This window comes from Streptomyces sp. NBC_00510 (assembly GCA_036013505.1).
Lineage (GTDB): Bacteria > Actinomycetota > Actinomycetes > Streptomycetales > Streptomycetaceae > Actinacidiphila.
In genome coordinates, this window is the sequence record CP107851.1 from 5379739 (window position 1) to 5399406 (window position 19668).

The following is a 19668-nucleotide window of genomic DNA, read 5'->3' on the forward strand; positions in this document are numbered from 1 at the left end:
CCAGGAACGGCGGATCGGATTCGGGCGATACGTGGTGTTGCGTGCCGGTGACACAAGGTCGCTCGGGGGAGTGGTGCAGGAACCTTTAAGCCACAGTCCTGCAACCGAGGTTGCCGCATTCCTGACGGCACGGCCACGGCGTGGTCCTCTGGTCATTGGGCTCCTGGCAGTCAGGGGTACGGGTTCGAGGTCACCGTCGCGGATCTGGTGGACAACTCGATCGACGCCCGAGCCAAGGACGTCCGGGACGGGGATCAGTTGGTCAGCCTGCTGGTCATCGACGACGGCAAGGCGATGTCCGAGGAGGAGCTGGACATGGCCATCACCGGCGGCGGCACGGAGTACATGAACTTCGGCGTGCAGTCGCTGGACCCGTCAAAAAGGCCGCCGGGCAGCCGGCTCAAGGCTGCGTATCGGACGCGCCGAGATGCGGACGTGCGCGGCGCGGTATGGCCACCGTCACCGGAGGGCGCGACGGCCTTCGACGGCTGCACGCACACGGACGACCGCGTCCTGGACCGTCTCGTGCTCCCACACCCGCACCGACAGCCAGCCCGCTTCCGCGAGCCGGGCATCGGTCTCCTGGTCGCGGGACCGATTGCCCTCGATCTTGGCGCGCCAGAACTCCTGGTTGTTCTTCGGCCAGGTCGCGTGCTCCGGGCAGGCGTGCCAGAAGCAGCCGTCCACGAAAACGGCGACTCGGGACGGCCCGAAGACGATGTCCGCCTCGCGGCGCACGCCTTTGACGGGCCTCTTGTGGACGCGGTAGCGCAGTCCGGCGGCGTGGAGGGCGCGACGCAGCGCCATCTCCACCCCCGTGTCCCGGCTGCGTTGCCGGCTCATCCGGGCTCGAATCTGGGGGGTCGTCTCCAAACGCCTCACACGCCCATTCTGCCGCTTGTGACGCCGACGGCCGTCGGCGCTCGACCGGCTTGTGGCCCGTGTGCGCGTCCCGCGCGACGCGCACGCGCCGCGGGCGGAGCATGGGGCCATGAGGCAGAGCGAGACGCCGGTCACGGATGGGTTCGAGCAGGCGATGGAGGCGTTGCGGAGGGCGCCGTACGGGGCGGTGGACGAGGCGTTGTGGGAGGTGGAGGGGAGCGTGTTGCGGGAGGTGCGGGGGCATTTGGAGGCGTGGGAGCGGGTGGTGCGGGGGCTGGAGGCGGGGCGGGGGGCGGCGCGGGGGGAGCTGGTGTGCCGGGACGGGGTGGCCGGGCTGGTGCGGAGGCTGCCGGGGCCGGTGGCGGAGTTGTTCGGGGAGTCGCTGGGGGAGGTGGACGGCCGGTACATCGAGCTGACGGTGGAGGACGCGGCCGCGCCGGGCGGTGAGGGCGGCTGGTGGTGGGGGCGGCGGCCGCGCGCAGGGTGGGCGTGACAGTGGGTGCGGGCACACTGGAGCCATGTGCCGAAGCATCAAGACCCTGCGCCCGCCGATGACGCCCGAGGTCGGCGAAGAGGACATCCGGGCCGCGGCCCTGCAGTACGTGCGGAAGATCTCCGGGTTCCGGGCGCCGGCGGCGCACAACCGGGAGGCGTTCGAGGAGGCGGTGGACGCGGTGGCGGCGGCCACGCGGGAGTTGCTGGACGGGATCCAGGTGCGGGGCCAGAGGGCCTCCTAGTCCCTGCGGGTGGTTCCCCGCAGCGGCGTGACGTTGAGTGGTGGCCGGGTGACGGTAGGTTATCTCCTGCTCGAAACAGTCCGCCGCTGCACTGAGGTGTGCCATGTCCGTTGTCCGTAGGGCCCTCGTCGTCACCGCTCTCACCGCCGTGCTGCTGGCCAGCGCCGTCGTGTGCCAGTCAGCGGAGTGACGCCTGCTGGTGCAGTCCGGGGATCGTGAGCCGCTGCGCGGTCAGCAGCTGGTTGTACGCCACGACCTGCGTGAAGAAGACCGGGATGGGGATCGTCAGCCCGGGCGGCAGCGGGGGCGGTGTGTCCGGGGCGAAGGTGACCGGGAGCAGGCCGAGGAGGTTGCCGCTCAGGACGCGGGTGAGCAGGACGACCGGGCGTCCGGTGGCGGTCGTGGTGCTCCAGGGCCGGGCGTCCGACTCGAGTTCGCCCTGGCAGGGGGCCCACGGCGGCGGCTCGGGGGAGACGCGGCCGATGCCGGGCAGCCCGATGTCCAGCAGCGGCAGGCCGATCCCGGGCAGGCCGTGGAAGGGCGGGGTCCAGTCGCGGGCGTGGCGCCGGGCGCAGGCGGGGGAGAGCAGGCCCGCGGTCTGGCGGAGGCTGGCGATGTCGGCGCGCCAGGCGGTGAAGACCAGGACGCGTTCCGCGCCGGCGCGGGTGGGGACGGCGGTGATCCCGTGGTACGTCAGCCCGGTCAGGACCAGCAGCGGGGTGAGCACGCGGAACGGCTGCTCGGCGGTGATGACGCGGTCGCGGTAGTGGGCCGCGCCGATCGACAGCTCCAGGGAGGCCTTCGGCAGGCACCAGGGGGAGTCGGGGGTGCCCAGGCGGATGCGGGCGGGGAGCAGGGAGAGCGGTTCGTCCATACCGCCGTCGGAGGGGTGGCGGGGGACGACCAGGTCCAGCAGCGAGTCGGGGCCGATCTTGTTGCCCGACAGGATGCCGGTGGGGGGCGCGCCCGCGGACGGGGCGGGGACCTCGGGCCGTGTACGGCGGGCGGATCCGCCCGCGCGGGGTGCGGGCGGCGCGTACGGGGTGGCGCCCGGTCGCCGTGTCGCCGGTGCCTGTGCCGACGGCTGCTCGCCCCGCAGGCCCAGCAGGTCGCCCACCGCGCCGAGCAGCCCGCCCGACGGCTGCTGCGGGGCCGCGCGCTGGGACGGTACGGGGCTCGGGCCGGCTCCCTTCGGGGTGCCGCCGGGCGAGACGTCGAGCGAGCCGCGGACCGGGAGCGGGGCCTCCGTCTCGACGCCGACGTGGAGCCCGCCCCGGGCGCGGTTCCTGGCCTTGCCGGTCGCGGTGCCGGTGCCGGTGCCGTGCACGGTGGGGTTGCGGGCCTGGTAGAGGCCGTCCAGCACGTCGCACACGGCCTCGTCCGCGCTGTGGTAGCCCTCGGCGGACTTCGCGGTGCCGTCGCCCTTGGAGGCGCCCGCGTCGTGGGCCATGGCCATGGGTGCCATCGGCTGCAGCCCGCCGGCGAGCAGCGCACCGCCGACCGGGAGGGCGCCGATGGCCCGCAGCCGTACGGCCCGGTTGCGGACGGCCGAGCGGACCGCTGGGGTGCCGGCACCGTCCTGACCCGGGGCGTCCTGACCCGAGGCGGAGCCCGTGGCCGTGGGCGGCGCCGGCTCCGTGCCGCCCGCGGCGGCGGCCGGTGGTGCCGCCGGGGGCAGGGCGCCGTCCGGGGCGCCGCCCTGCGGTGCGCCCGCGCCGGGCCCGGTGGTGCCGCCGTGCCCACCGCCCCAGTCGGGCACCGGCCGGGCTCGCCTGCCGCGGCCTCCGTCGCCGTCCCCGTCCGGCACCCAGCTGACGGCCATGGCCCCGCCGATGACGCCCAGCAGGAAACCGATCAGGAAGCCGCCGAAGTTGGACAGCACGAGCGAGGCGACGGAGAAGATCAGGGTCGCGATCCCGGCGAAGGCGCGGTAGTGCGGGGCGAGCCACAGGGTGAGGCCCAGGACGACCAGGAAGACGCCCATGAGCAGGCCGGAGACACCGGCGATGCCCTCGTGGATCATGAGCGCGAGCGGGGCGAGCGGGATGGAGAGGATCTCCACGCCGGCGAGCAGGGTCCACACGCCGGCCCAGAAGGGACGGCTGCGGCGCCAGGCGCGGAAGCGGGACCGGAGGGCTCCGGCGCGGCTCAGCATGCGGGTCACGGCGGCCTTTCCTAGAAGCAGGAGTGGTCGCCGCGCAGCACCTGCACGTGCAGGTCCGGCAGCCGGAACGTGGCCGCGCTGACCGACCGGTTCGTCTGCCGCAGGTCGCGGACGCGGATGGAGGTCGCCTGCTGGGCGAAGGCCCCGGCCGGCCCCCGGACGCCGGGGACCTGGTCCACCGTCGAGGCGTCCTGGCCGATGTGGATGTTCTCGAAGACGGCGTCGCCCTTGATGTCGTGGGCGTCCGCGATGAGGCGGTCGGCGCTCGCCGGGTCCGCGGTCAGCCGCAGCGTGACCGGGCCGATGACCGGTACCGGCTGGACGACGGACTGGCACAGGTCGTGCAGGGTGGCCCGGCGGATGGCGGACAGCGCCTCGGGGTAGACCGCGTCACGTCCCCGGTCGAGGACGCCGAACTGGACGAAGCCGTCGCCCTCCAGGAGGGAGGAGGAGATCTGGAAGCTCTCTCCGGCGACGGTGAAGGAGTTGGCCGAGACCCCGAAGGAGGCGGCGAGCGCGCCGGTGGCCAGGCTCGCGACGACGGCGCCGGCGGCCGCGACGGTCGGCACCATGACGAGGGCGAGCCGCTTCCAGCTGGTGCGGCCGGAGACGGCGACGGCGGCCTGGGACGTGGCGGGCCGGGACCCGGTGGGCTCGGTGGTCAGCACGTCCCGTCAACCGTGGGACGGTCTGATCGGTCGCTCGGGGGCGGTACGTAATCACCCCGATGGTCGTACGCACTCGCCCATTCGGGTCAGAAGCACGGGTCGGCGCCCTTCTTGACCGTCATGTGCAGGCCGTTCAGCCGGAAGGTCGCCGCGCTCACGGACTTGGTGGTCTGCCGCAGGTGGTCGATGGTGACGCTCTCGGCCTGCTGCCCCAGGGCGCCGGCCGGGCCCTTGGCCCGGCCCTCGGTGTCCGTCGTGGAGGCGTCCACACCGATCCGGATGTCGTGGAACTCGGCGTCGCCCGCCAGGTCGTCGGTGTCGACGATCAGCTGGTCGGCGTGGACGGGCTTGTCGCCGCCGCCCGCGGTGATCAGCAGGGTGACCTGGCCGAAGCCGGGGACGGTGCCGACCACGGACTGGCACATGTTGCGCAGTTCGGCGGAACTGATGGCGGAGACCGCCTGGGGGAAGTCGCCCTCGGCGGTGTGGTCGACGGTCACGTACTGCGTGAAGCCGGTGCCGGTCAGGCGGTCGGCGGCGATCTGGATGCTCTGGCCGGACAGGGCGGTCGTGGTCGGTGAGATCGCGAGCGAGACGGGCACCACCCCGGCACCCGCGCCGACGGCCACGGCGGTGGAGACGGCGAGGGTGGGTATCAGGACGACGGCCGTCCGCGTCCAGCTGGTGCGGCCGGACGGACGGCCGATACGGATCGTACGTCGTATCAGCGGGCTCACACGGTCATTGCAACCCCGGCCACCGGGCCCGGCAACCGGAGTCAGCGGTGCTGTCCGCCCCGGGGGTCCTGGTACGGGGCCGCGGCCTGCGGGTGCCACCCCTGCTGCGGCGGCACCTGCGGTTGGCGCGGGCCCCACCGCTGCGGGTGCGCCCCCGGCTGCGCGGGCTGCTGCGGCCACGCGTGGGGGCCCTGGGGTTGCTGCGGCCAGGGCTGCCCGTACGGCTGTTGCCCGTAGGGCTGCGTGTACGGCTGCGTGTACGGCTGGACCTGCGGGTACGGCCCGTACGGCGCTCCGGGCGGGGGCGCCGCCCAGGGGTACAGGGGCGGGAACGCGGGGCGGATGGCGTGGGCCGCGTGGGTGAGCGCGGGCTGGGCGACGGCCTTGCGCTCCCACAGGTGGTGGAGCAGTTCCTGCTCCCGGGCCTGGAAGTCGGCGCCGGCGGCCCCGCGGTTGGCCCGGGCGCGCAGGAAGGCGAGCGAGGTCGCGAAGGACACGTACTCGCGGACGGTGCGGGCGGCGTCCTTGCCCTGTGCGCCGCGGGCGGCGGAGCGGGCGAGGCCGCGGCCCTTCATGGAGCCGATGGCGGCGGGCTCGGGCAGGCTGAGCCAGCCGGCCACCGCGTACAGCGGCAGCTGGGTGCGGATGGTCTTCAGCTCGTTCGAGCGGGACCAGATCGCGAGCCAGACCAGCAGGCCGAAGAGCGGGATCATCAGCGTCGCGTAGACGGCGAGGAAGCCGAGCGGGCTGAGCGAGGCGGAGCCGTTCCAGGTGCCGTGCAGGACCATCGCGAGCAGCCAGCCGCCCAGCGGGGCGAGCCAGCGGCGGGCCTGGCCGGGGCGCGAGGTGGCGGCGATGGCGAAGCCGATGCCGGTGAGCGAGGTGAACAGCGGGTGCGCGAAGGGCGTCATGACGATCCGGACGACGAACATCGCCGCGGTCGTGCCCAGCCCGCCGTCGGTCCCGTACGCCTGGTCCTCGGCGAAGCCGGAGCCCAGGTAGAGGATGTTCTCGGTGAACGCGAAGCCGGTGGCGGTGAGTCCGGCTATGACGACGCCGTCGACGATCCCGGTGAAGTCACGGCGGCGGAAGAGGAAGAGCAGCAGGACGGCGGCGCCCTTGGCGCTCTCCTCCACCACGGGGGCGACGAAGGTGGCGCCCCAGATGTCGCTCTGCGAGTCGCTGGCCGTGAAGGTCGTGGCGAGCAGCTCGGTCGCGTACTCGTTGGCGAGGATGGCGACCAGCGTGGCGGCGCACGCGCCCCATGCGAAGGCGAAGACCGCGTCGCGCAGGGGGGTCGGCTCCACCCGGTCCAGCCACAGGAAGGCCCCGCCGAGGAGCGGGACCGGCAGGACCGCCAGGAGGAGGCCGACCAGGAGGCCCTCCGTGCCGGTCTGCCGGCGCACCAGCGCGAGGATGATCACCCCGCACAGCGCCAGCACGGAGAAGAGCGCCACGAGCCGGAACGTCCGGTTCTCCCAGAAGTGCCGGCGCGGCTTGTAGTGCCACTGCCCGGGGGCGGGCAGCGCGAACTGCGGTTGCTGCTGGTGATCCGGATACTCGGGTACGGTCGGCCGGGCCGCCGGGCTCGGGAGGGGCGAGTCTGGCGAATGCGAGTACGAGGACACCCAATGACCTTACGGGGCGGTGGCCGCGTGGCGCGATGGTGTTACGGATAACCGCCCTGCGTACCGCCCGGCGCGTCGCACGGCCGGACGTTCAGCGGCGCTCGAAGACCAGGTCGTGGACGACGTGGCCCTTGGCGATCCCCTGGCGCTCGAACTTGGTCATCGGGCGGAAGGCCGGACGCGGCTCGGCGTAGCCGCTGCCGGTCGCGTAGGCGTTCGCCAGTCCGGGCTCCGCCGTCAGCACCTCGAGCATCTGCTCGGCGTACGGCTCCCAGTCGGTCGCGCAGTGCACGGCCGCGCCGGGCCGCAGCCGCGACACGGCGAGCGCCACGAACTCCGGCTGGATCATGCGGCGCTTGTGGTGCCGGGCCTTGGGCCACGGGTCGGGGAAGTAGACCCGCAGGCCGGCCAGCGAACCCGGGGCGAGCATGTCGCGCAGCAGGACGACGGCGTCGCCGTTGGCGACCCGGACGTTGCGCAGGCCCTCGCGCTCGGCGAGGTGGACGAGGTTGCCCTGGCCGGGGGTGTGCACGTCCGCGGCGAGGATGCCGGTGCCGGGGTCGGCGGCGGCCATCGCGGCGGTGGCGTCGCCCATGCCGAAGCCGATCTCCAGGACCACCGGGCGGTCCGGGGCGAGGTCCGCGTCGGCGAAGAGCTTGTCCAGGTCCAGCGGCGTGCCGTCGAGGTCGACGCCCCAGTCCGCCCAGCGCCGCTCCAGCGCCGCCCGCTGGCCGTGGGTGACCCGGCCGCGGCGCGGATGGAAGGTGCGGATGCGCTGCTCGGTGTGCGCGTCCGGATGCGGGTGGGAGGCGGGGCCGCCCGGGAAGTGGGGGGTGCGGGGCTTCGACATGATGCGTCGATTTTACGTACGCCCCAGCACCGCCAGTGCCCTGCGGGCGATCTCCCGGCCGATCGGCAGCGAGGCCGTCGCGGCGGGCGAGGGGGCGTTCAGCACGTGGACGAAGGGTCCGTCGCCCGTGATGAGGAAGTCGTCGACGAGCGTCCCGTCGCGCAGCACGGCCTGCGCCCGCACCCCGGCCGCGGCCGGCACCATGTCGTCGGCGGTCACCGCGGGCAGCAGCCGCCGCACGGACTCCACGAAGGCCCGCTTCGACAGCGACCGGCGGATCTCGCCGGCCTCGTAGCGCCAGTGGCGGCGGGCGATCCGCCAGGTGCCGGGGAACGCGGCGGTCTCGACGAGGTCGCGCGGGCGCACGGTGCGCCGCCGGTAGCCCTCGCGGGCCAGGGCGGGGACGGCGTTCGGGCCGACGTGCACGGAGCCGTCGAAGCCGCGGGTCAGATGCACGCCGAGGAACGGGAACGCGGGGTCGGGGACGGGGTAGACCAGTCCGTGGACGAGGCCGGCGCGGTCCGGGCGCAGCTCGTAGTACTCGCCGCGGAACGGCACGATGCGGACGCCGGAGGTGTCCTCCCCGGCCATGCGCGCGATGCGGTCGCAGTGCAGGCCGGCGCAGTTCACCAGCGCCTTGGCCCGGACGGGCGGGCCGTCGTGGGGCTCGACGATCACGGTCCGCCCGTCGCGATGGATCGCGCGGACCTCCGTGCCGTACGCGATGCGCGCGTCGGCGCGACCGCCCTCGGTCGTGAGGCGGGCCATGGCCGCGGCGACCGCGGTGAAGTCGCAGACCCCCGTCGTGCCGACGTGGATCGCCGCCAGGCCGCGTACGTGCGGCTCGCGCTCCGCGATCCGGGCCGGGCCCAGCTCCTGCACCGGGATGTCGTTCTGCCGGCCCCGCTGGACGAGGGCGTGCAGCCGGGGGAGCTCGTCCCGCTCCGTGGCGACGATCAGCTTGCCCGTCACGTCGTGCGGGATGTCGTTGCCGGCGCAGAACTTCACCATCTCGGCGGCGCCCTGCGTCGCGTACCGCGCCTTGAGGGAGCCGGGGCGGTAGTAGATGCCGCTGTGGATCACGCCGCTGTTGTGGCCGGTCTGGTGGCGGGCGGGGCCGTCCTCCTTGTCCAGGACCAGGACGGAGGTGCCGGGGGCGGTGCGGGTGAGCGCGTACGCGGTCGCGAGGCCGACGATGCCGGCGCCGATGACGACGACGTCCGTGGTGTCCATGCGCGCGGTCACCTCCCCCGTAAGGCTTGGCCCGTCCGCGCCGCGTGCAAACCTGTCGGCGGGGCGTGTTGTTCGCGCCGGGTGGTTGTGTGCGGCTCGTTTGCGCCTGCGGGCGGCTGCGCCGGGCTGCCCGTTGTTGTGTGCGGGTGCGTTGCGCCTGCGGCGGGCCGTCCCCCGCCCGCCCTCCCGATTGCCCGGCGCGGTCAGTGACCGCCTCGCTGCGTTCGTTGTGGGGTCGGTGCCGCGCCGGGGTACACCCCCAGCCTTCGGCCGGGGGGACCCCCACCTCGGGGCTCGCGGTTTACGTCCACGTCGTTCGGCGCCGGGTTCCCCGCTCGTCCCCTGCGGGGGCACCCCGCCACACCCCCTCCGGTTGTCGGTGCGACTGACGGCCGGAGGGTGGCTGAGAAGGCGGTCCGGGGTGCAAGTGCCTACTGGCCCCCCACCGGCCGTTATGCGCCCACACAAGCGGAGGGGGTGTGGCGGGGTGCGCCCGGAAGCGACGAGCGGCGAACCCGGCGCCGAATGATGTAGGGCCAAACCGCGAGCGCTGAGGACGTGCCCCGGCGCGGCACCGACCCGGGCACACGGTGCGAGACCCGCACTGACCGCGCCGGGCAATCGGGAGGGAGGGCGGGGGATGCCCGCCGCAGGCGCAGACAACCCGCACACGACGACCGGCAGCAAGGGGCACCCCCCCCCGCACCCCGGAGGGCTACGCGGGGGCCGCCAGCAGGGGGCGGGCGCGCTCGCGCAGCTCCGCGACGCGCGGCTCGTTCCCGTACGGCTCCAGCCGGTGCAGAAGGTCCCGCACGTACTCCGTCGTCCGGGCCGACGAGATCCGCCCGGCCACCTCCACCGCCTTGACCCCGGCCGCGCAAGCCGCGTCCAGGTTGCCGGACTCCAGCTCCGCGACCGCCGAGACCACGAGCCGCAGCCCGTGCGAGCGCACGAACTCCTCCGTGGGCCGGGCGAGGGCCGTCTCCGTGAAGCGGCGCACCTGCCCGGGTACGCGCAGGTCGCGGTAGCACTCGGCGGCGTCCGCGGCGAGGCGGTCGTAGGAGTAGAAGCCGAGCCAGGGCGGGTCGGCGTCGCCGTCGCGGGCGCGGTCGAGCCAGGACTCGGCCGCGGCCAGGGCCGTGGCGCACGTGGCGCTCTCGCCGGCCTTGGCGTGGGCGCGGGCCTCGACGAGGTGGAAGAAGGACATCGTGCGCGCCGTGGCGAGGCCGCGGTTGCGTTCGAGGGCGGCCTGGGCCAGGTCCACGCCTTCGTCGGCGAAGCCGCGGTACGTGGCCTGGAGGGACATCGACGCCAGCACGTAGCCCCCGAGGGGGACGTCGGCGGCGGCGCGCGCGAGCCGCAGGGCCTGGATGTAGTACCGCTGGGCGGCCTCCTGCTGGCCGGTGTCGAAGGCCATCCACCCGGCGAGCCGGGTGAGTTCGGCGGTGGCGCCGAAGAGGGAGCGGCCGACCTCGTCGCTGTACGAGCCGAGCAGCAGCGGGGCCGCCTCGACCCGCAGGCACTCGGGGACCATGCCGGAACGCCAGTCGCCACCGCCGTACTTGGAGTCCCAGCGCCGGGCGTCCTCCGCGGCCTCGCGGAGCTTGGCGACGTCGGAGTGGCCGACGTGGTGCGTGCCCGGGGCGGGGTCCTCGCGGGCGACGCGGGCGTCGGCCGGGGTTATCAGCCAGCGGGAGGCCGGCGTGACGTACGCGCTGACCGCGAAGGAGCCGGCGAGGCTCTGCCAGATGCCGCCGCCGCCCGGGCCGCGCCGGCCGGGGTCGAGCTTCCACAGGTCGGTGGCGGACTTGACGGCCTCCCCGACGTCGCGGGGGAAGGCGAGGCCCACCTCGGGCGCGGGGTCGGCGTCGGCGAGGCCGATCTCGTGCAGTGGCACGGGACGGCCGAGCTTGCTGCCGATGGCCGCCGCGATGAGGTGCGGGGCGGCGCCCTGCGGCACCATGCCCTTGGTGACCCAGCGGGCGACAGAGGTCTTGTCGTACCGCAGGGTCAGACCGCGCTGGGCGCCGAGGTCGTTGACCCTGCGGGCGAGTCCCGCGTTGCTGATGCCGGCCAGGGCGAGAAGGGTGCCGAGTTTCTCGTTGGGCCCTCGGGGTTCTTTGGTCATGACCACTACCACCTCTCGCCGTAAGCGCGAGGGCCGCGTACGCCTGCCACGCCTGTCACACCCTCTCGACGCACAACAACGGCTGGCCCGGCGCCTCTTGTGGAGGCGTGCCGGGTCCGCCGCAGCCCGCCACCGGGCATGCGCCGGACCCCGAGCTGCCGGGACCATCGCTTCTCGGGTGAACCCAGCGTAGTTCGCCGTATCCCGCCCGTTAAGAGCTGTTGTCCCGGATGGCGAGATTCCTGCCCTGAATGCGGCCTGGCGACTCCTGCTGGTGGCGCGTGCTACCGGCGTATGCGGCTGTGCGCCCATCCGCGCGCTCTGTGCCGGTTCGGGCGGTAGGGGTTCCATGGTGGGGTGGGTTGGCCCGCGGCTCTCATGTGCGGCTATGGGGGGTAGTGGCGGGCCAGGGGGCTCCGCCACCACAATCCCCGCGGGTGGCGGACCGGTCCGGGAGGTGCGCCACGCCTCCCGGACCGCGACCCCCACACGTCGCAGAACGGACGAATGCGGGCTGCCCGGACATTGACCGGAAAATGACGTTTGAAATCCGGTGGCCCATTCCAAGTGACCATGATCAGGGGGGAGTTGGGCCGAACCGGCCCGCGCCGGACCGCGCGTGACGCGCGGTCCGGCGCTCAACCATGTCCTCATGCGCCTCTTTGTGCGCCGCTCCGTGGCAGCATGTTCCTCGGACGGGGCGGCAGTTCGGCCTGCCGCGGGGCCGGTTGGCCACGGTGGCCCACGTAATCCACGACCTGTGGAGGCGGCGATGCGGTGGTTGGTGGGGTGGAGCAGCGCTGCCGTGGGACAGGTTCCCGGCACGCGCGCCGGCCGCACCCTGCAGCCCGTCGGCGCACAACTCCTGTGGGGCGACCCCGATCCGCTGTGGATGGTGGGCGACTGGCGCCCCGACGAGGTGCGGATCGTCCACGCCGAGAACGGTTCCGTGGCGCGGCTGGCCGTGCTGGGCCGCTGCGCCGCCTCCGACGCCGACCTGCGGGTGGGGCTGTTCGCGGCGCGCGGCGGGGCGCTGCGCCATCTGACGGCCTGGGCGGGGAGCTACACCTGCGTCCTGCAGATCGGCCGACGCGTCACGGTGCTGGGGGACCTCGCGGGCGCCCGGCCGGTGTTCCACACCCAGTGGGCGCGGGGCACGGCGTACGGCACGGCCGCGCTGCCGCTCGCCGACCTCACCGAGGCCGCCCTGGACGTGACCTACCTTGCGGCGCTGCTGGCCTGCCCCGACTCGCCCGAGGCGCTCGGCGAGGGCACCCCGTACGCCGGGGTGCGCCGGGTGCCGCCCGGGCACGCGCTCATCATGCGCGACGGGGTGCCCGAGGTCAGCGGCTACGAGCCCACCGCCTCGCTGGCCGTCGCCGGCACCCCTGCGTCCTTCGCCGACCCGGACCGGGCGCTCGCCGGCATACGGGACGCCCTGGTGGACGCCGTCCGGACGCGGCTCGCGCAGCCCCGCTTCGTACCGGACCCCGGCGAGGCCCCGGCGCCGGGCATCGGCGCCGACCTGTCCGGGGGCAGCGCCTCCTCCACGCTCGCCCTGCTCGCCGCGGGTCTGCCGGGGATGCCGGGCACACCGCTCGGGCACGGCTCCGCCGCGGGGCAGCGCCTGCTGGCGGTGACCTTCAACGACCTGACCACGGGCGGAGTCCACGGGCGCGAGGCGGAGCTGGAGCGCGCCCGCAGCATGGCCGCCGACCCGCGGCTGCACCACGTCGTCGTACCGGGCGGGCCGGAGTCCCTGCCGTACGCCGACCTCCTGGACAGCGGGCCGCTCACCGACGAGCCGGGCCCCTCGCTGGTCACCGCGGAACGGCACCGGCGGCGCCTGGCGGCCGGCGGCGCCGACCACTTCGTGGGGCACGGTGCCCGGCAGGTGCTGGACGCCCATCCGGCGCGCCTGGCGGACCTGTTGATGGACCGGCGGCGGCGCGGCCTGCTGCGTCCCGTCACGGCCCTGGCGCGGGCGGACGGGCCCTCGGGGCGCTCGGTCTTCGTCCCGTTCACGGTGTACCGGGCGGCGCGGCGGCTGGCCCGCACCAGTTACCGGCAGGGCGTGGAGGACGCCGCGGCACGGCTGCTGGCCCGGCGCTTCGAGGACCACGGGGACGCCCTGGCCGCGTCGCTGGCGGCCCTCGCGTGGTGCCGGCCGGGCCCCGCGGCGCGCTGGCTGACCGGTGAGGCGCTGGCCGAAGTATCGGTTCGCCTGCAGGAGGCGGCTTCCCGGCCGGGTACGACGGTGGAGCGCCCCGGAGAGCGCCGGGCGCGCGCCGCGCTCGCCCGGCACGCCGCCGACCACCGGGTCTTCGAGCAGGCCGCCGAGGTGCGCAGCCAGCGGCTGCACGCGCCCTTCCTGGACAACCAGGTGGTGCGGGCCTGCCGGGCGCTGCCCGAGACGCTGCGCGTCCAGCCGGGCGCCCGCACCACGATCCTGCGCTCCGTGCTGGCGGGCGCGGGCATCCGCGAACTGCCGCCCGGCTGGGGCGCCAACTCCCACGTCTCCACGGCCGTCGCCGTCCGTGCGGGCCTGCGGGCGGCCGTCGACGACCTGCTCGACCTCTTCGAGGCCCCGCTGCTCGCGGACGCCGGGCTCGTCGAGGCCCGGGTCGTACGGGCCGCCCTGCGCGCCGCGGCGGACGGCGAACCGGTGCCCGTCGACGGCCTCGCCGACCTGGTCGCCACGGAGGTGTGGCTGCGCCGGCTGCTGGCCCGGCGCGGCTCCTGCTGGACGGGCACGGAGGTGCCGGAACAGCGCGCGGTCGCGAGCGGGGTGCAGCGGCTGTCGCTGTAGGCCGGCGCCGGCGGTCATCTGACGGTGCGTGCGCCCCACGGGTGCGCCGTCCGGGGGGATATGGACGCCGTTGCTCCACATATGTCACTGGCCGGAAAAGGACCCCGGCGCAGCCCCGCGCGCGGGTCTCCGGGACACTCTGAACATGCGCATCCGTACCACGGCGGCGGCCCTCGCCGCCGCTGCCGCCGCCGCGGCCCTCCTGGGCCTGGCCGCGCACGCCTCCGGCGCGCCCGCCGACCGGTCCGGGGTCCGCCTCTACGACGAGGCACTGGGCAGGACGCGCGAAGACGGCGCCACGGTGTGCACCTTCTACTTCAAGGCCGAGGGCTTCGGCCCCGAGCAGCCGGTCAACTGGACGGTCTCGTACGCCCGGGGCGAGGACGCGGTCGTCGGCACGCTGGTCACCGGCGCCCGGGGCACCGGGAGCACCGGCCGCGTCGTCCTCGCCGACGGCGACTACCGCTTCCGGTGGGCCGGTTCCGACGCGAAGCCGCAGCGCTTCACGGTGGCCTGTCCGGCCGGGACGGCGACCCCGTCGCCGGGCACCGCCTCCACCGGCCCCTCCGCGCCCGCGGGCGCCGTGCCCGGGGTGACGGCGGCGGCGTCCACCGGCCCGGGCACGGGCCTCCCCGCCGCGGGGCTCACCTCCGCGTCGACCTCCACCGGCCCCTCCGACGTCACCGCGGGCGTGGCCTCCGTACTGGTCGCCCTGGGCATCGCCTCGGTGGCGACATTCGTGATGCTCCGCCGCAAGCCCGTCCCGCGACCCGGGCCCCGCCGCCACCGTCGCGCCTCCGGCTGACCGTCTGGCGCTGCCGTGCGGGTGCGTTGTGGTTGCGGTTGGGGTTTCTCCCCCGCCCGCCCTCCCGATTGCCCGGCGCGGTTGGTGCGGGGCTCGCGCGGTTCGTGGTGGGCCGGGGTCGGGGCCTGCGGGGCTGGGCATTCTGGACCGCAAATTTATGTGCATGGCGGGCGGTCCAGGTCCTTGCCGTCCGTGCCGCACAACAAATACACGTCAGCGTCCAGAACGCCCACCCTCCCCCAGCCTTCGGCCGGGGGTGCCCCCACCTCCCCCGCCCCCTTCGTATCGAGCGGCGACTGACGGCCGGTGGGGGGTGAGGAAGCGCTCCGGGGTGGCCGCAGGTGCCTTACTCACCCCCCACCGGCCGTCAGTCGCCCCAACCCGTGGGAGGGGGTGTGGCGGGGTGCGCCCATGGGGGTCCCCCCGGCCGAAGGCTGGGGGAGACGAGCGGCGAACGCGGTGCCGAACGACGCAGGGGTAAACCGCGAGTGCTGTGGGGGTCCCCCCGGCCGAAGGCTGGGGGAGTGCGCCGGCGCGGCACCGACCCCACACGTACGCAGCGAGGCGGTCACTGACCGCGCCGGGCAATCGGGAGGGCGGGCGGGTGGACGCCCGCCGCAGGCGCGAACAACCCGCACACGACAACCGGCCGGAACAACGACGTGACCCCCCGCCCCCCGCGCCCCGCAGGGTGTCCGTGGCGTACCCGACAATGGTGGGGCCGGACAACGCAAGGGCAGCGGCACCACAGGACGGGCGGGCACGATGGCGGTATGGGACGACCTGGTCGGCCAGGACCGGGTGACGGAGCAGTTGGCTGCCGCCGCACGGGACGCCGACGCCTACGTGACGGCGGCTGCCGCGCGCACCGCGCTGCCGACGGCGTCGAAGATGACGCACGCCTGGCTGTTCACCGGCCCGCCCGGCGCGGGCCGTGACACGGCCGCGCGCGCCTTCGCCGCCGCGCTGCAGTGCGTGAGCCCGGACCGGGCGCTGGGCGGGGCGCCGGGCTGCGGCTTCTGCGACGGCTGCCACACGACCCTGGTCGGTACGCACGCCGACGTCGAGGTGGTCCGCACCGACCTGCTCTCCATCGGCGTCAAGGACACCCGCGACCTCGTCCGCCGCTCCACGCTGTCGCCCGCCTCCGGCCGCTGGCAGGTGATCGTGCTGGAGGACGCCGACCGCCTCACCGAGGGCGCCGGCAACGTGCTGCTCAAGGCCGTGGAGGAGCCCGCGCCCCGGACGGTATGGCTGCTGTGCGCGCCCTCCATCGAGGACGTGCTGCCGACGATCCGCTCGCGCTGCCGGCACCTGGTGCTGCGCACCCCGCCCGTGGACGCCGTCGCCGCCGTGCTGGTCCGGCGCGACGGCATCGACCCCGTGATCGCCGAGGCCGCCGCCCGTGCCACGCAGGGGCACATCGACCGCGCCCGCCGGCTCGCCACCGACGAGGGGGCGCGCACCCGCCGCGCGGCCGTGCTGAGGCTGCCGCTGCGCGTGGACGACGTCGGGGGCTGCCTCAAGGCCGCGCAGGAGCTGGTGGACGCGGCGACCGAGGACGCCAAGCAGGTCTCCGAGGAGATGGACGCCAAGGAGACCGAGGAGCTGCGCACGGCGCTCGGCGCGGCCGCGGGGGCGGGCAGCCGGATGCCGCGCGGCACGGCGGGCGTGATGAAGGAGCTCGCCGACCGGCAGAAGCGCCGGTCCACCCGTACCCAGCGCGACACCCTCGACCTGGCCCTCACCGACCTGGCGGGCTTCTACCGGGACGTGCTGGCGGTGCAGGTCGGCACGTCCGTCGCCATCGCGAACGTCGAGGCGCGGGACGCCGTCGAGCGGATCGCGGCTGCTTCGCGGCCGGAGAACACGCTGCGCCGCATCGAGGCCGTGCTCGCCTGCCGTGGGGCCCTGGACAGGAACGTCGCGCCGCTGCTGGCCGTCGAGGCGATGACGCTGGCCCTGCGCGCGGGCTGACCGCCGGCGCGCGGGACCGGCCGCGCGGACCGCCCCCGCGGCTTGATCATCCGGCGGACGGGTGATCGTTTGCGGCGCTCGCGCGTCGCCGCTCCCCGGTGCGCCCGGCCTTGCCGCAGGCTGCTGTGCGGTGCCCCCGGCCGCTGTCCCCGCGGGGGTGATCCCAGCGCACGGGGTGCGCTCCCCCCTGCCTTCGGCGCGGGTGCCGCGCCCGTGCCCGAAGCGCCGTGGGGGACCTGCCGAGGTGGTGCCGCACGTGCCCGAGGTGGCCGAGGTCGTCGTTCTGTACGCGCTGCTGACCGTGGCCGGGGCCGTGGCGGTGGCGCTCGCCCGCTCGGCCCTGCGGCACTGGTGGGAGCAGCGCGCGGGCCGCGCGTACGAACTGCCCGTCGAGCGCACCGGCACGGTGCTGCGCGGCGCGGGGTCCGCGCTGGCCGCCGCGGTGGCGGTCACGCTGGCCGTCTGGTCGCCGTCCGGCCCGGCGGATCCGTCGCTCTCGTCGCCCCGCCCGGTCACCGCCGCCGCCCCTCCGCCGTCCCGGCCGCCGGCCGCGCCACCCCCGCGGCCGGTGCCGTCCGACCCCGTGGACGCCGGGCTGGAGCCGCCGCGCACCCTCGGTCACCCGGCCGGGGGCACGCTCCAGGAATTGTCCGACGGCACGCGGGTCTGGCTGCCCCCGCAGTACGACTACCCGGACTCCGTCGGGGTGTACTTCCCCCTGGTCGTGGCCCACATCGACCCCGCCGACCCGGATCTGTTCGCCGGCTTCGCCGCCCAGTCGCTGCGGGGCATCGCCGACCCCTTCGTGGTCGTGCTGCCCGCCCACTGCGACACCGGCCCCGGCGCCCGTCCCGCGGCCGTCCCGGTCGCGGTCGCCCGGCTCTACCGCGTCCTGCCCGGCCGCCCCGCGCGGGCGTTGCTGGGCGCCGACGGGGACGCGGCCTGCGTCGTACGGCAGCAGCTGACCGACCCCGAGGGGTACACCGCGGCGATCGGCGTCTCGGGCGGCTACGACGGGATCGACCGGTCCGGCCCGCCGCCGTACTACTCCTCCACCGACCGCGGCTACCCCGGGGGTGACATGCCGCGCCCCGCGCTGCTGCTCGCCGTACCCTCCGGAGAGGAGGACGCGCGGCGCTCCGCCCTCGCCCTGCGGGAACGGGTGCGCGGCGTGTCCGCCGGGGTGCGGGTGCTGGACGGCATCGCCCCGCGACGGCGGCTCTTCGCCCTCGTGGCCGGGTACGCGACCGAGAAGCTCGACGGCCCGGACCGTCCCTGAGGGCGCGGGCCGGAATCACCCGTACGAGGACTGTGGAGGACGGTTCGCCACCGGCCCTCCGGATACGCTCCAGATGACCACCACGAGGAACCGAGGCTCCGATGCACACCCCGCGCCTGCTCCGTACCTCCGGCACCGTCCTCGCCGTCGCCGGGCTGATGCTGTCCGCGTGCACGACCGGAGGCAGCACGCACAGTGCCGCCGCCTCGTCCCCGACGGGCTCGCGCGGCGGGCCGCCGCCCTCGGGCGCTCCCGCGGACGCCTACGGCAACCTCCGGCCGTACTACGAGCAGCGCCTGTCCTGGCGCGAGTGCAAGGACATGCCGGGCATGCAGTGCGCCACCATGCGGGTCCCCCTCGACTACGCCCACCCGTCCGCCGCGAGCGACCTCAAGCTCGCCGTCACCCGGAAGCGGGCCGAGGACGGCGGCAAGCGGCTCGGCACCCTGCTGGTCAACCCGGGCGGCCCCGGCGGCTCCGCGATCGACTACCTGCAGTACGCGGCCTTCGGCTACCCGTCGGCGGTCACCTCCCGCTACGACATGGCCGCCATCGACCCACGCGGTGTGGCCCGCAGCGAGCCCGTCGAGTGCCTCAGCGACCGCCAGATGGACGCCTTCACGGCGACCGACGTCACCCCGGACGACGGCGCCGAGGTCAACGCCCTCGTCGCCGCCGACAAGGAGTTCGCCGGTGGCTGCGAGCAGCGCTCCGCCAAACTGCTCAAGCACATCAGCACGGTGGACTCCGCCCGCGACATGGACGTCTTCCGCGCTCTGGTCGGCGACCGCAAGCTCAACTACGTCGGCAAGTCCTACGGCACGTTCCTGGGCGCCACCTACGCCGAGCTGTTCCCCGACAAGGCCGGCCGGCTCGTCCTCGACGGCGCCGTCGACCCGTCGATCTCGGCCCTCGACGCGAGCCGCGGCCAGGCCTCCGGCTTCGAGACCGCCTTCGACGCCTTCGCCCGGGACTGCGTCGGCCACCGCGACTGCCCGCTCGGCACCAAGAGCTCCGCCGACGCCGGGCACCGCCTCGACGCCTTCTTCAAGCAGCTGGACGCCAAGCCCCTGAACACCGGCAGCGACCGCAAGCTGACCGAGGCGCTCGGCACCACCGGCGTGATCGCCGCGATGTACGACGAGTCGATGTGGCCCACCCTGCGCACCGCCCTCACCAAGGCGAACAAGGGCGACGGAAGCGGTCTGCTCGCGCTGTCCGACACGTACTACGAGCGCGACGACCGCGGCCGCTACGACAACCTCATGTACGCCAACGCCGCCGTGAACTGCCTCGACCTGCCGCCGGCGCTGTCCGGCCCGCCGGCCGCCGAGCAGTCCGTCTCCGCGTTCACCGCCGAGTCCCCGCACTTCGGCAAGAACCTCGCGTGGTCCAGCCTGATCTGCGCCTACTGGCCCGTCGCGCCGACCGGCAAGCCCCACCGCATCGAGGCCACCGGCGCCGACCCCATCCTGGTCGTCGGCACCACCCGCGACCCCGCCACGCCGTACGCCTGGGCCAAGTCCCTCGCCGGCCAGCTCGACTCCGGCGTCCTGCTCACCTACAACGGCGACGGCCACACGGCGTACGCCCGCGGCAGCAGCTGCATCGACTCCGCCGTCAACCGCTACCTCCTCGACGGCACGCCCCCGGCGGACGGCAAGACCTGCTGACCCCGTGAGGGGCCCGATCGCCCCGTCCCGACCCGACAGCACCCTGGTCAGGGGCCCCTCAAGAACTGTGTAGACTTGTGCCCGCTGCCGATGCGAAG

Annotated in this window: 16 protein-coding genes; 7 read left to right on the forward strand and 9 right to left on the reverse strand. The window is 74.9% G+C overall.

Translation table 11 applies throughout. From position 1 onward, the window contains the following. Positions 1-254: 254 nt before the first annotated feature. On the reverse strand, positions 255-404 hold the full coding sequence (locus tag OG937_24270; protein ID WUD74585.1) for a hypothetical protein: 150 nt from the start codon (positions 402-404) through the stop codon (positions 255-257). A gap of 55 nt (positions 405-459) precedes the next feature. Then, positions 460-843 carry a very short patch repair endonuclease gene (locus OG937_24275; GenBank protein ID WUD74586.1) on the reverse strand — a complete coding sequence of 128 codons (384 nt, stop codon included), beginning with the start codon at positions 841-843 and terminating at the stop codon, positions 460-462. Positions 844-991: 148 nt separating this feature from the next. On the opposite strand from OG937_24275, the gene OG937_24280 reads away from it, so the two are divergent. Both OG937_24280 and OG937_24285 read left to right on the forward strand, forming a co-directional pair. Continuing rightward, a complete protein-coding gene (locus tag OG937_24280; GenBank protein WUD74587.1) occupies positions 992-1375 on the forward strand; it encodes a hypothetical protein in 384 nt (127 codons plus the stop codon). Between the two features lie 25 nt (positions 1376-1400). Next, entirely contained in the window at positions 1401-1619 is a 219-nt protein-coding gene (locus OG937_24285; protein ID WUD74588.1) for a DUF2277 domain-containing protein, read from the forward strand. Positions 1620-1797: 178 nt separating this feature from the next. Here OG937_24285 and OG937_24290 read toward each other — a convergent pair whose 3' ends face one another. The 7 genes from OG937_24290 to OG937_24320 all read right to left on the reverse strand — a co-directional run bounded on the left by OG937_24290 (position 1798) and on the right by OG937_24320 (position 11027). After that, positions 1798-3774, reverse strand: a complete 1977-nt coding sequence (locus OG937_24290) for a DUF6114 domain-containing protein (protein WUD78861.1) — start codon at positions 3772-3774, stop codon at positions 1798-1800. Positions 3775-3794: 20 nt separating this feature from the next. Then, the gene (locus tag OG937_24295) at positions 3795-4451 is read right to left on the reverse strand and encodes a DUF6230 family protein (GenBank protein ID WUD74589.1); all 657 of its coding nucleotides are present in this window, start codon (positions 4449-4451) and stop codon (positions 3795-3797) included. Positions 4452-4537: 86 nt separating this feature from the next. Next, entirely contained in the window at positions 4538-5188 is a 651-nt protein-coding gene (locus tag OG937_24300; GenBank protein WUD74590.1) for a DUF6230 family protein, read from the reverse strand. A 41-nt stretch (positions 5189-5229) separates the two neighbouring features. Then, entirely contained in the window at positions 5230-6714 is a 1485-nt protein-coding gene (locus OG937_24305) for a PrsW family intramembrane metalloprotease (protein ID WUD78862.1), read from the reverse strand. Positions 6715-6907: 193 nt separating this feature from the next. Beyond that, a complete protein-coding gene (gene trmB / locus OG937_24310; GenBank protein WUD74591.1) occupies positions 6908-7666 on the reverse strand; it encodes a tRNA (guanosine(46)-N7)-methyltransferase TrmB in 759 nt (252 codons plus the stop codon). A gap of 12 nt (positions 7667-7678) precedes the next feature. Continuing rightward, positions 7679-8899 (reverse strand): L-2-hydroxyglutarate oxidase, encoded by a 1221-nt coding sequence (gene lhgO, locus OG937_24315; protein ID WUD74592.1) that lies wholly within the window; start codon positions 8897-8899, stop codon positions 7679-7681. A gap of 715 nt (positions 8900-9614) precedes the next feature. Beyond that, positions 9615-11027: an MFS transporter gene (locus OG937_24320; protein ID WUD74593.1), complete on the reverse strand. Its 1413-nt coding sequence runs from the start codon at positions 11025-11027 to the stop codon at positions 9615-9617. A gap of 772 nt (positions 11028-11799) precedes the next feature. Here OG937_24320 and OG937_24325 point away from each other — a divergent pair. The 5 genes from OG937_24325 (at position 11800) to OG937_24345 (ending at position 19570) form a co-directional block, all read left to right on the forward strand. Further along, positions 11800-13836: an asparagine synthase-related protein gene (locus OG937_24325; GenBank protein WUD74594.1), complete on the forward strand. Its 2037-nt coding sequence runs from the start codon at positions 11800-11802 to the stop codon at positions 13834-13836. Positions 13837-13981: 145 nt separating this feature from the next. Further along, positions 13982-14641 (forward strand): hypothetical protein, encoded by a 660-nt coding sequence (locus tag OG937_24330; protein WUD74595.1) that lies wholly within the window; start codon positions 13982-13984, stop codon positions 14639-14641. A gap of 765 nt (positions 14642-15406) precedes the next feature. Further along, positions 15407-16618: a DNA polymerase III subunit delta' gene (locus OG937_24335; protein WUD74596.1), complete on the forward strand. Its 1212-nt coding sequence runs from the start codon at positions 15407-15409 to the stop codon at positions 16616-16618. 256 nt (positions 16619-16874) lie between these two features. Beyond that, entirely contained in the window at positions 16875-17897 is a 1023-nt protein-coding gene (locus OG937_24340; GenBank protein WUD74597.1) for a hypothetical protein, read from the forward strand. A 101-nt stretch (positions 17898-17998) separates the two neighbouring features. Beyond that, complete coding sequence (locus OG937_24345) at positions 17999-19570, forward strand: alpha/beta hydrolase (GenBank protein WUD74598.1); 1572 nt, start codon at positions 17999-18001, stop codon at positions 19568-19570. Positions 19571-19668: the final 98 nt, after the last annotated feature.

Bases quoted from the DNA above. Each gene is read 5' to 3' on its own strand.
- OG937_24345 (WUD74598.1), top strand. From the start codon at position 17,999: ATGCACACCCCGCGCCTGCTCCGTACCTCCGGCACCGTCCTCGCCGTC.
- lhgO (WUD74592.1), bottom strand. From the start codon at position 8,899: ATGGACACCACGGACGTCGTCGTCATCGGCGCCGGCATCGTCGGCCTC.
- OG937_24280 (WUD74587.1), top strand. From the start codon at position 992: ATGAGGCAGAGCGAGACGCCGGTCACGGATGGGTTCGAGCAGGCGATG.
- OG937_24275 (WUD74586.1), bottom strand. From the start codon at position 843: ATGAGCCGGCAACGCAGCCGGGACACGGGGGTGGAGATGGCGCTGCGT.
- OG937_24335 (WUD74596.1), top strand. From the start codon at position 15,407: ATGGCGGTATGGGACGACCTGGTCGGCCAGGACCGGGTGACGGAGCAG.
- OG937_24320 (WUD74593.1), bottom strand. From the start codon at position 11,027: ATGACCAAAGAACCCCGAGGGCCCAACGAGAAACTCGGCACCCTTCTC.
- OG937_24330 (WUD74595.1), top strand. From the start codon at position 13,982: ATGCGCATCCGTACCACGGCGGCGGCCCTCGCCGCCGCTGCCGCCGCC.
- trmB (WUD74591.1), bottom strand. From the start codon at position 7,666: ATGTCGAAGCCCCGCACCCCCCACTTCCCGGGCGGCCCCGCCTCCCAC.
- OG937_24290 (WUD78861.1), bottom strand. From the start codon at position 3,774: ATGCTGAGCCGCGCCGGAGCCCTCCGGTCCCGCTTCCGCGCCTGGCGC.
- OG937_24325 (WUD74594.1), top strand. From the start codon at position 11,800: ATGCGGTGGTTGGTGGGGTGGAGCAGCGCTGCCGTGGGACAGGTTCCC.
- OG937_24285 (WUD74588.1), top strand. From the start codon at position 1,401: ATGTGCCGAAGCATCAAGACCCTGCGCCCGCCGATGACGCCCGAGGTC.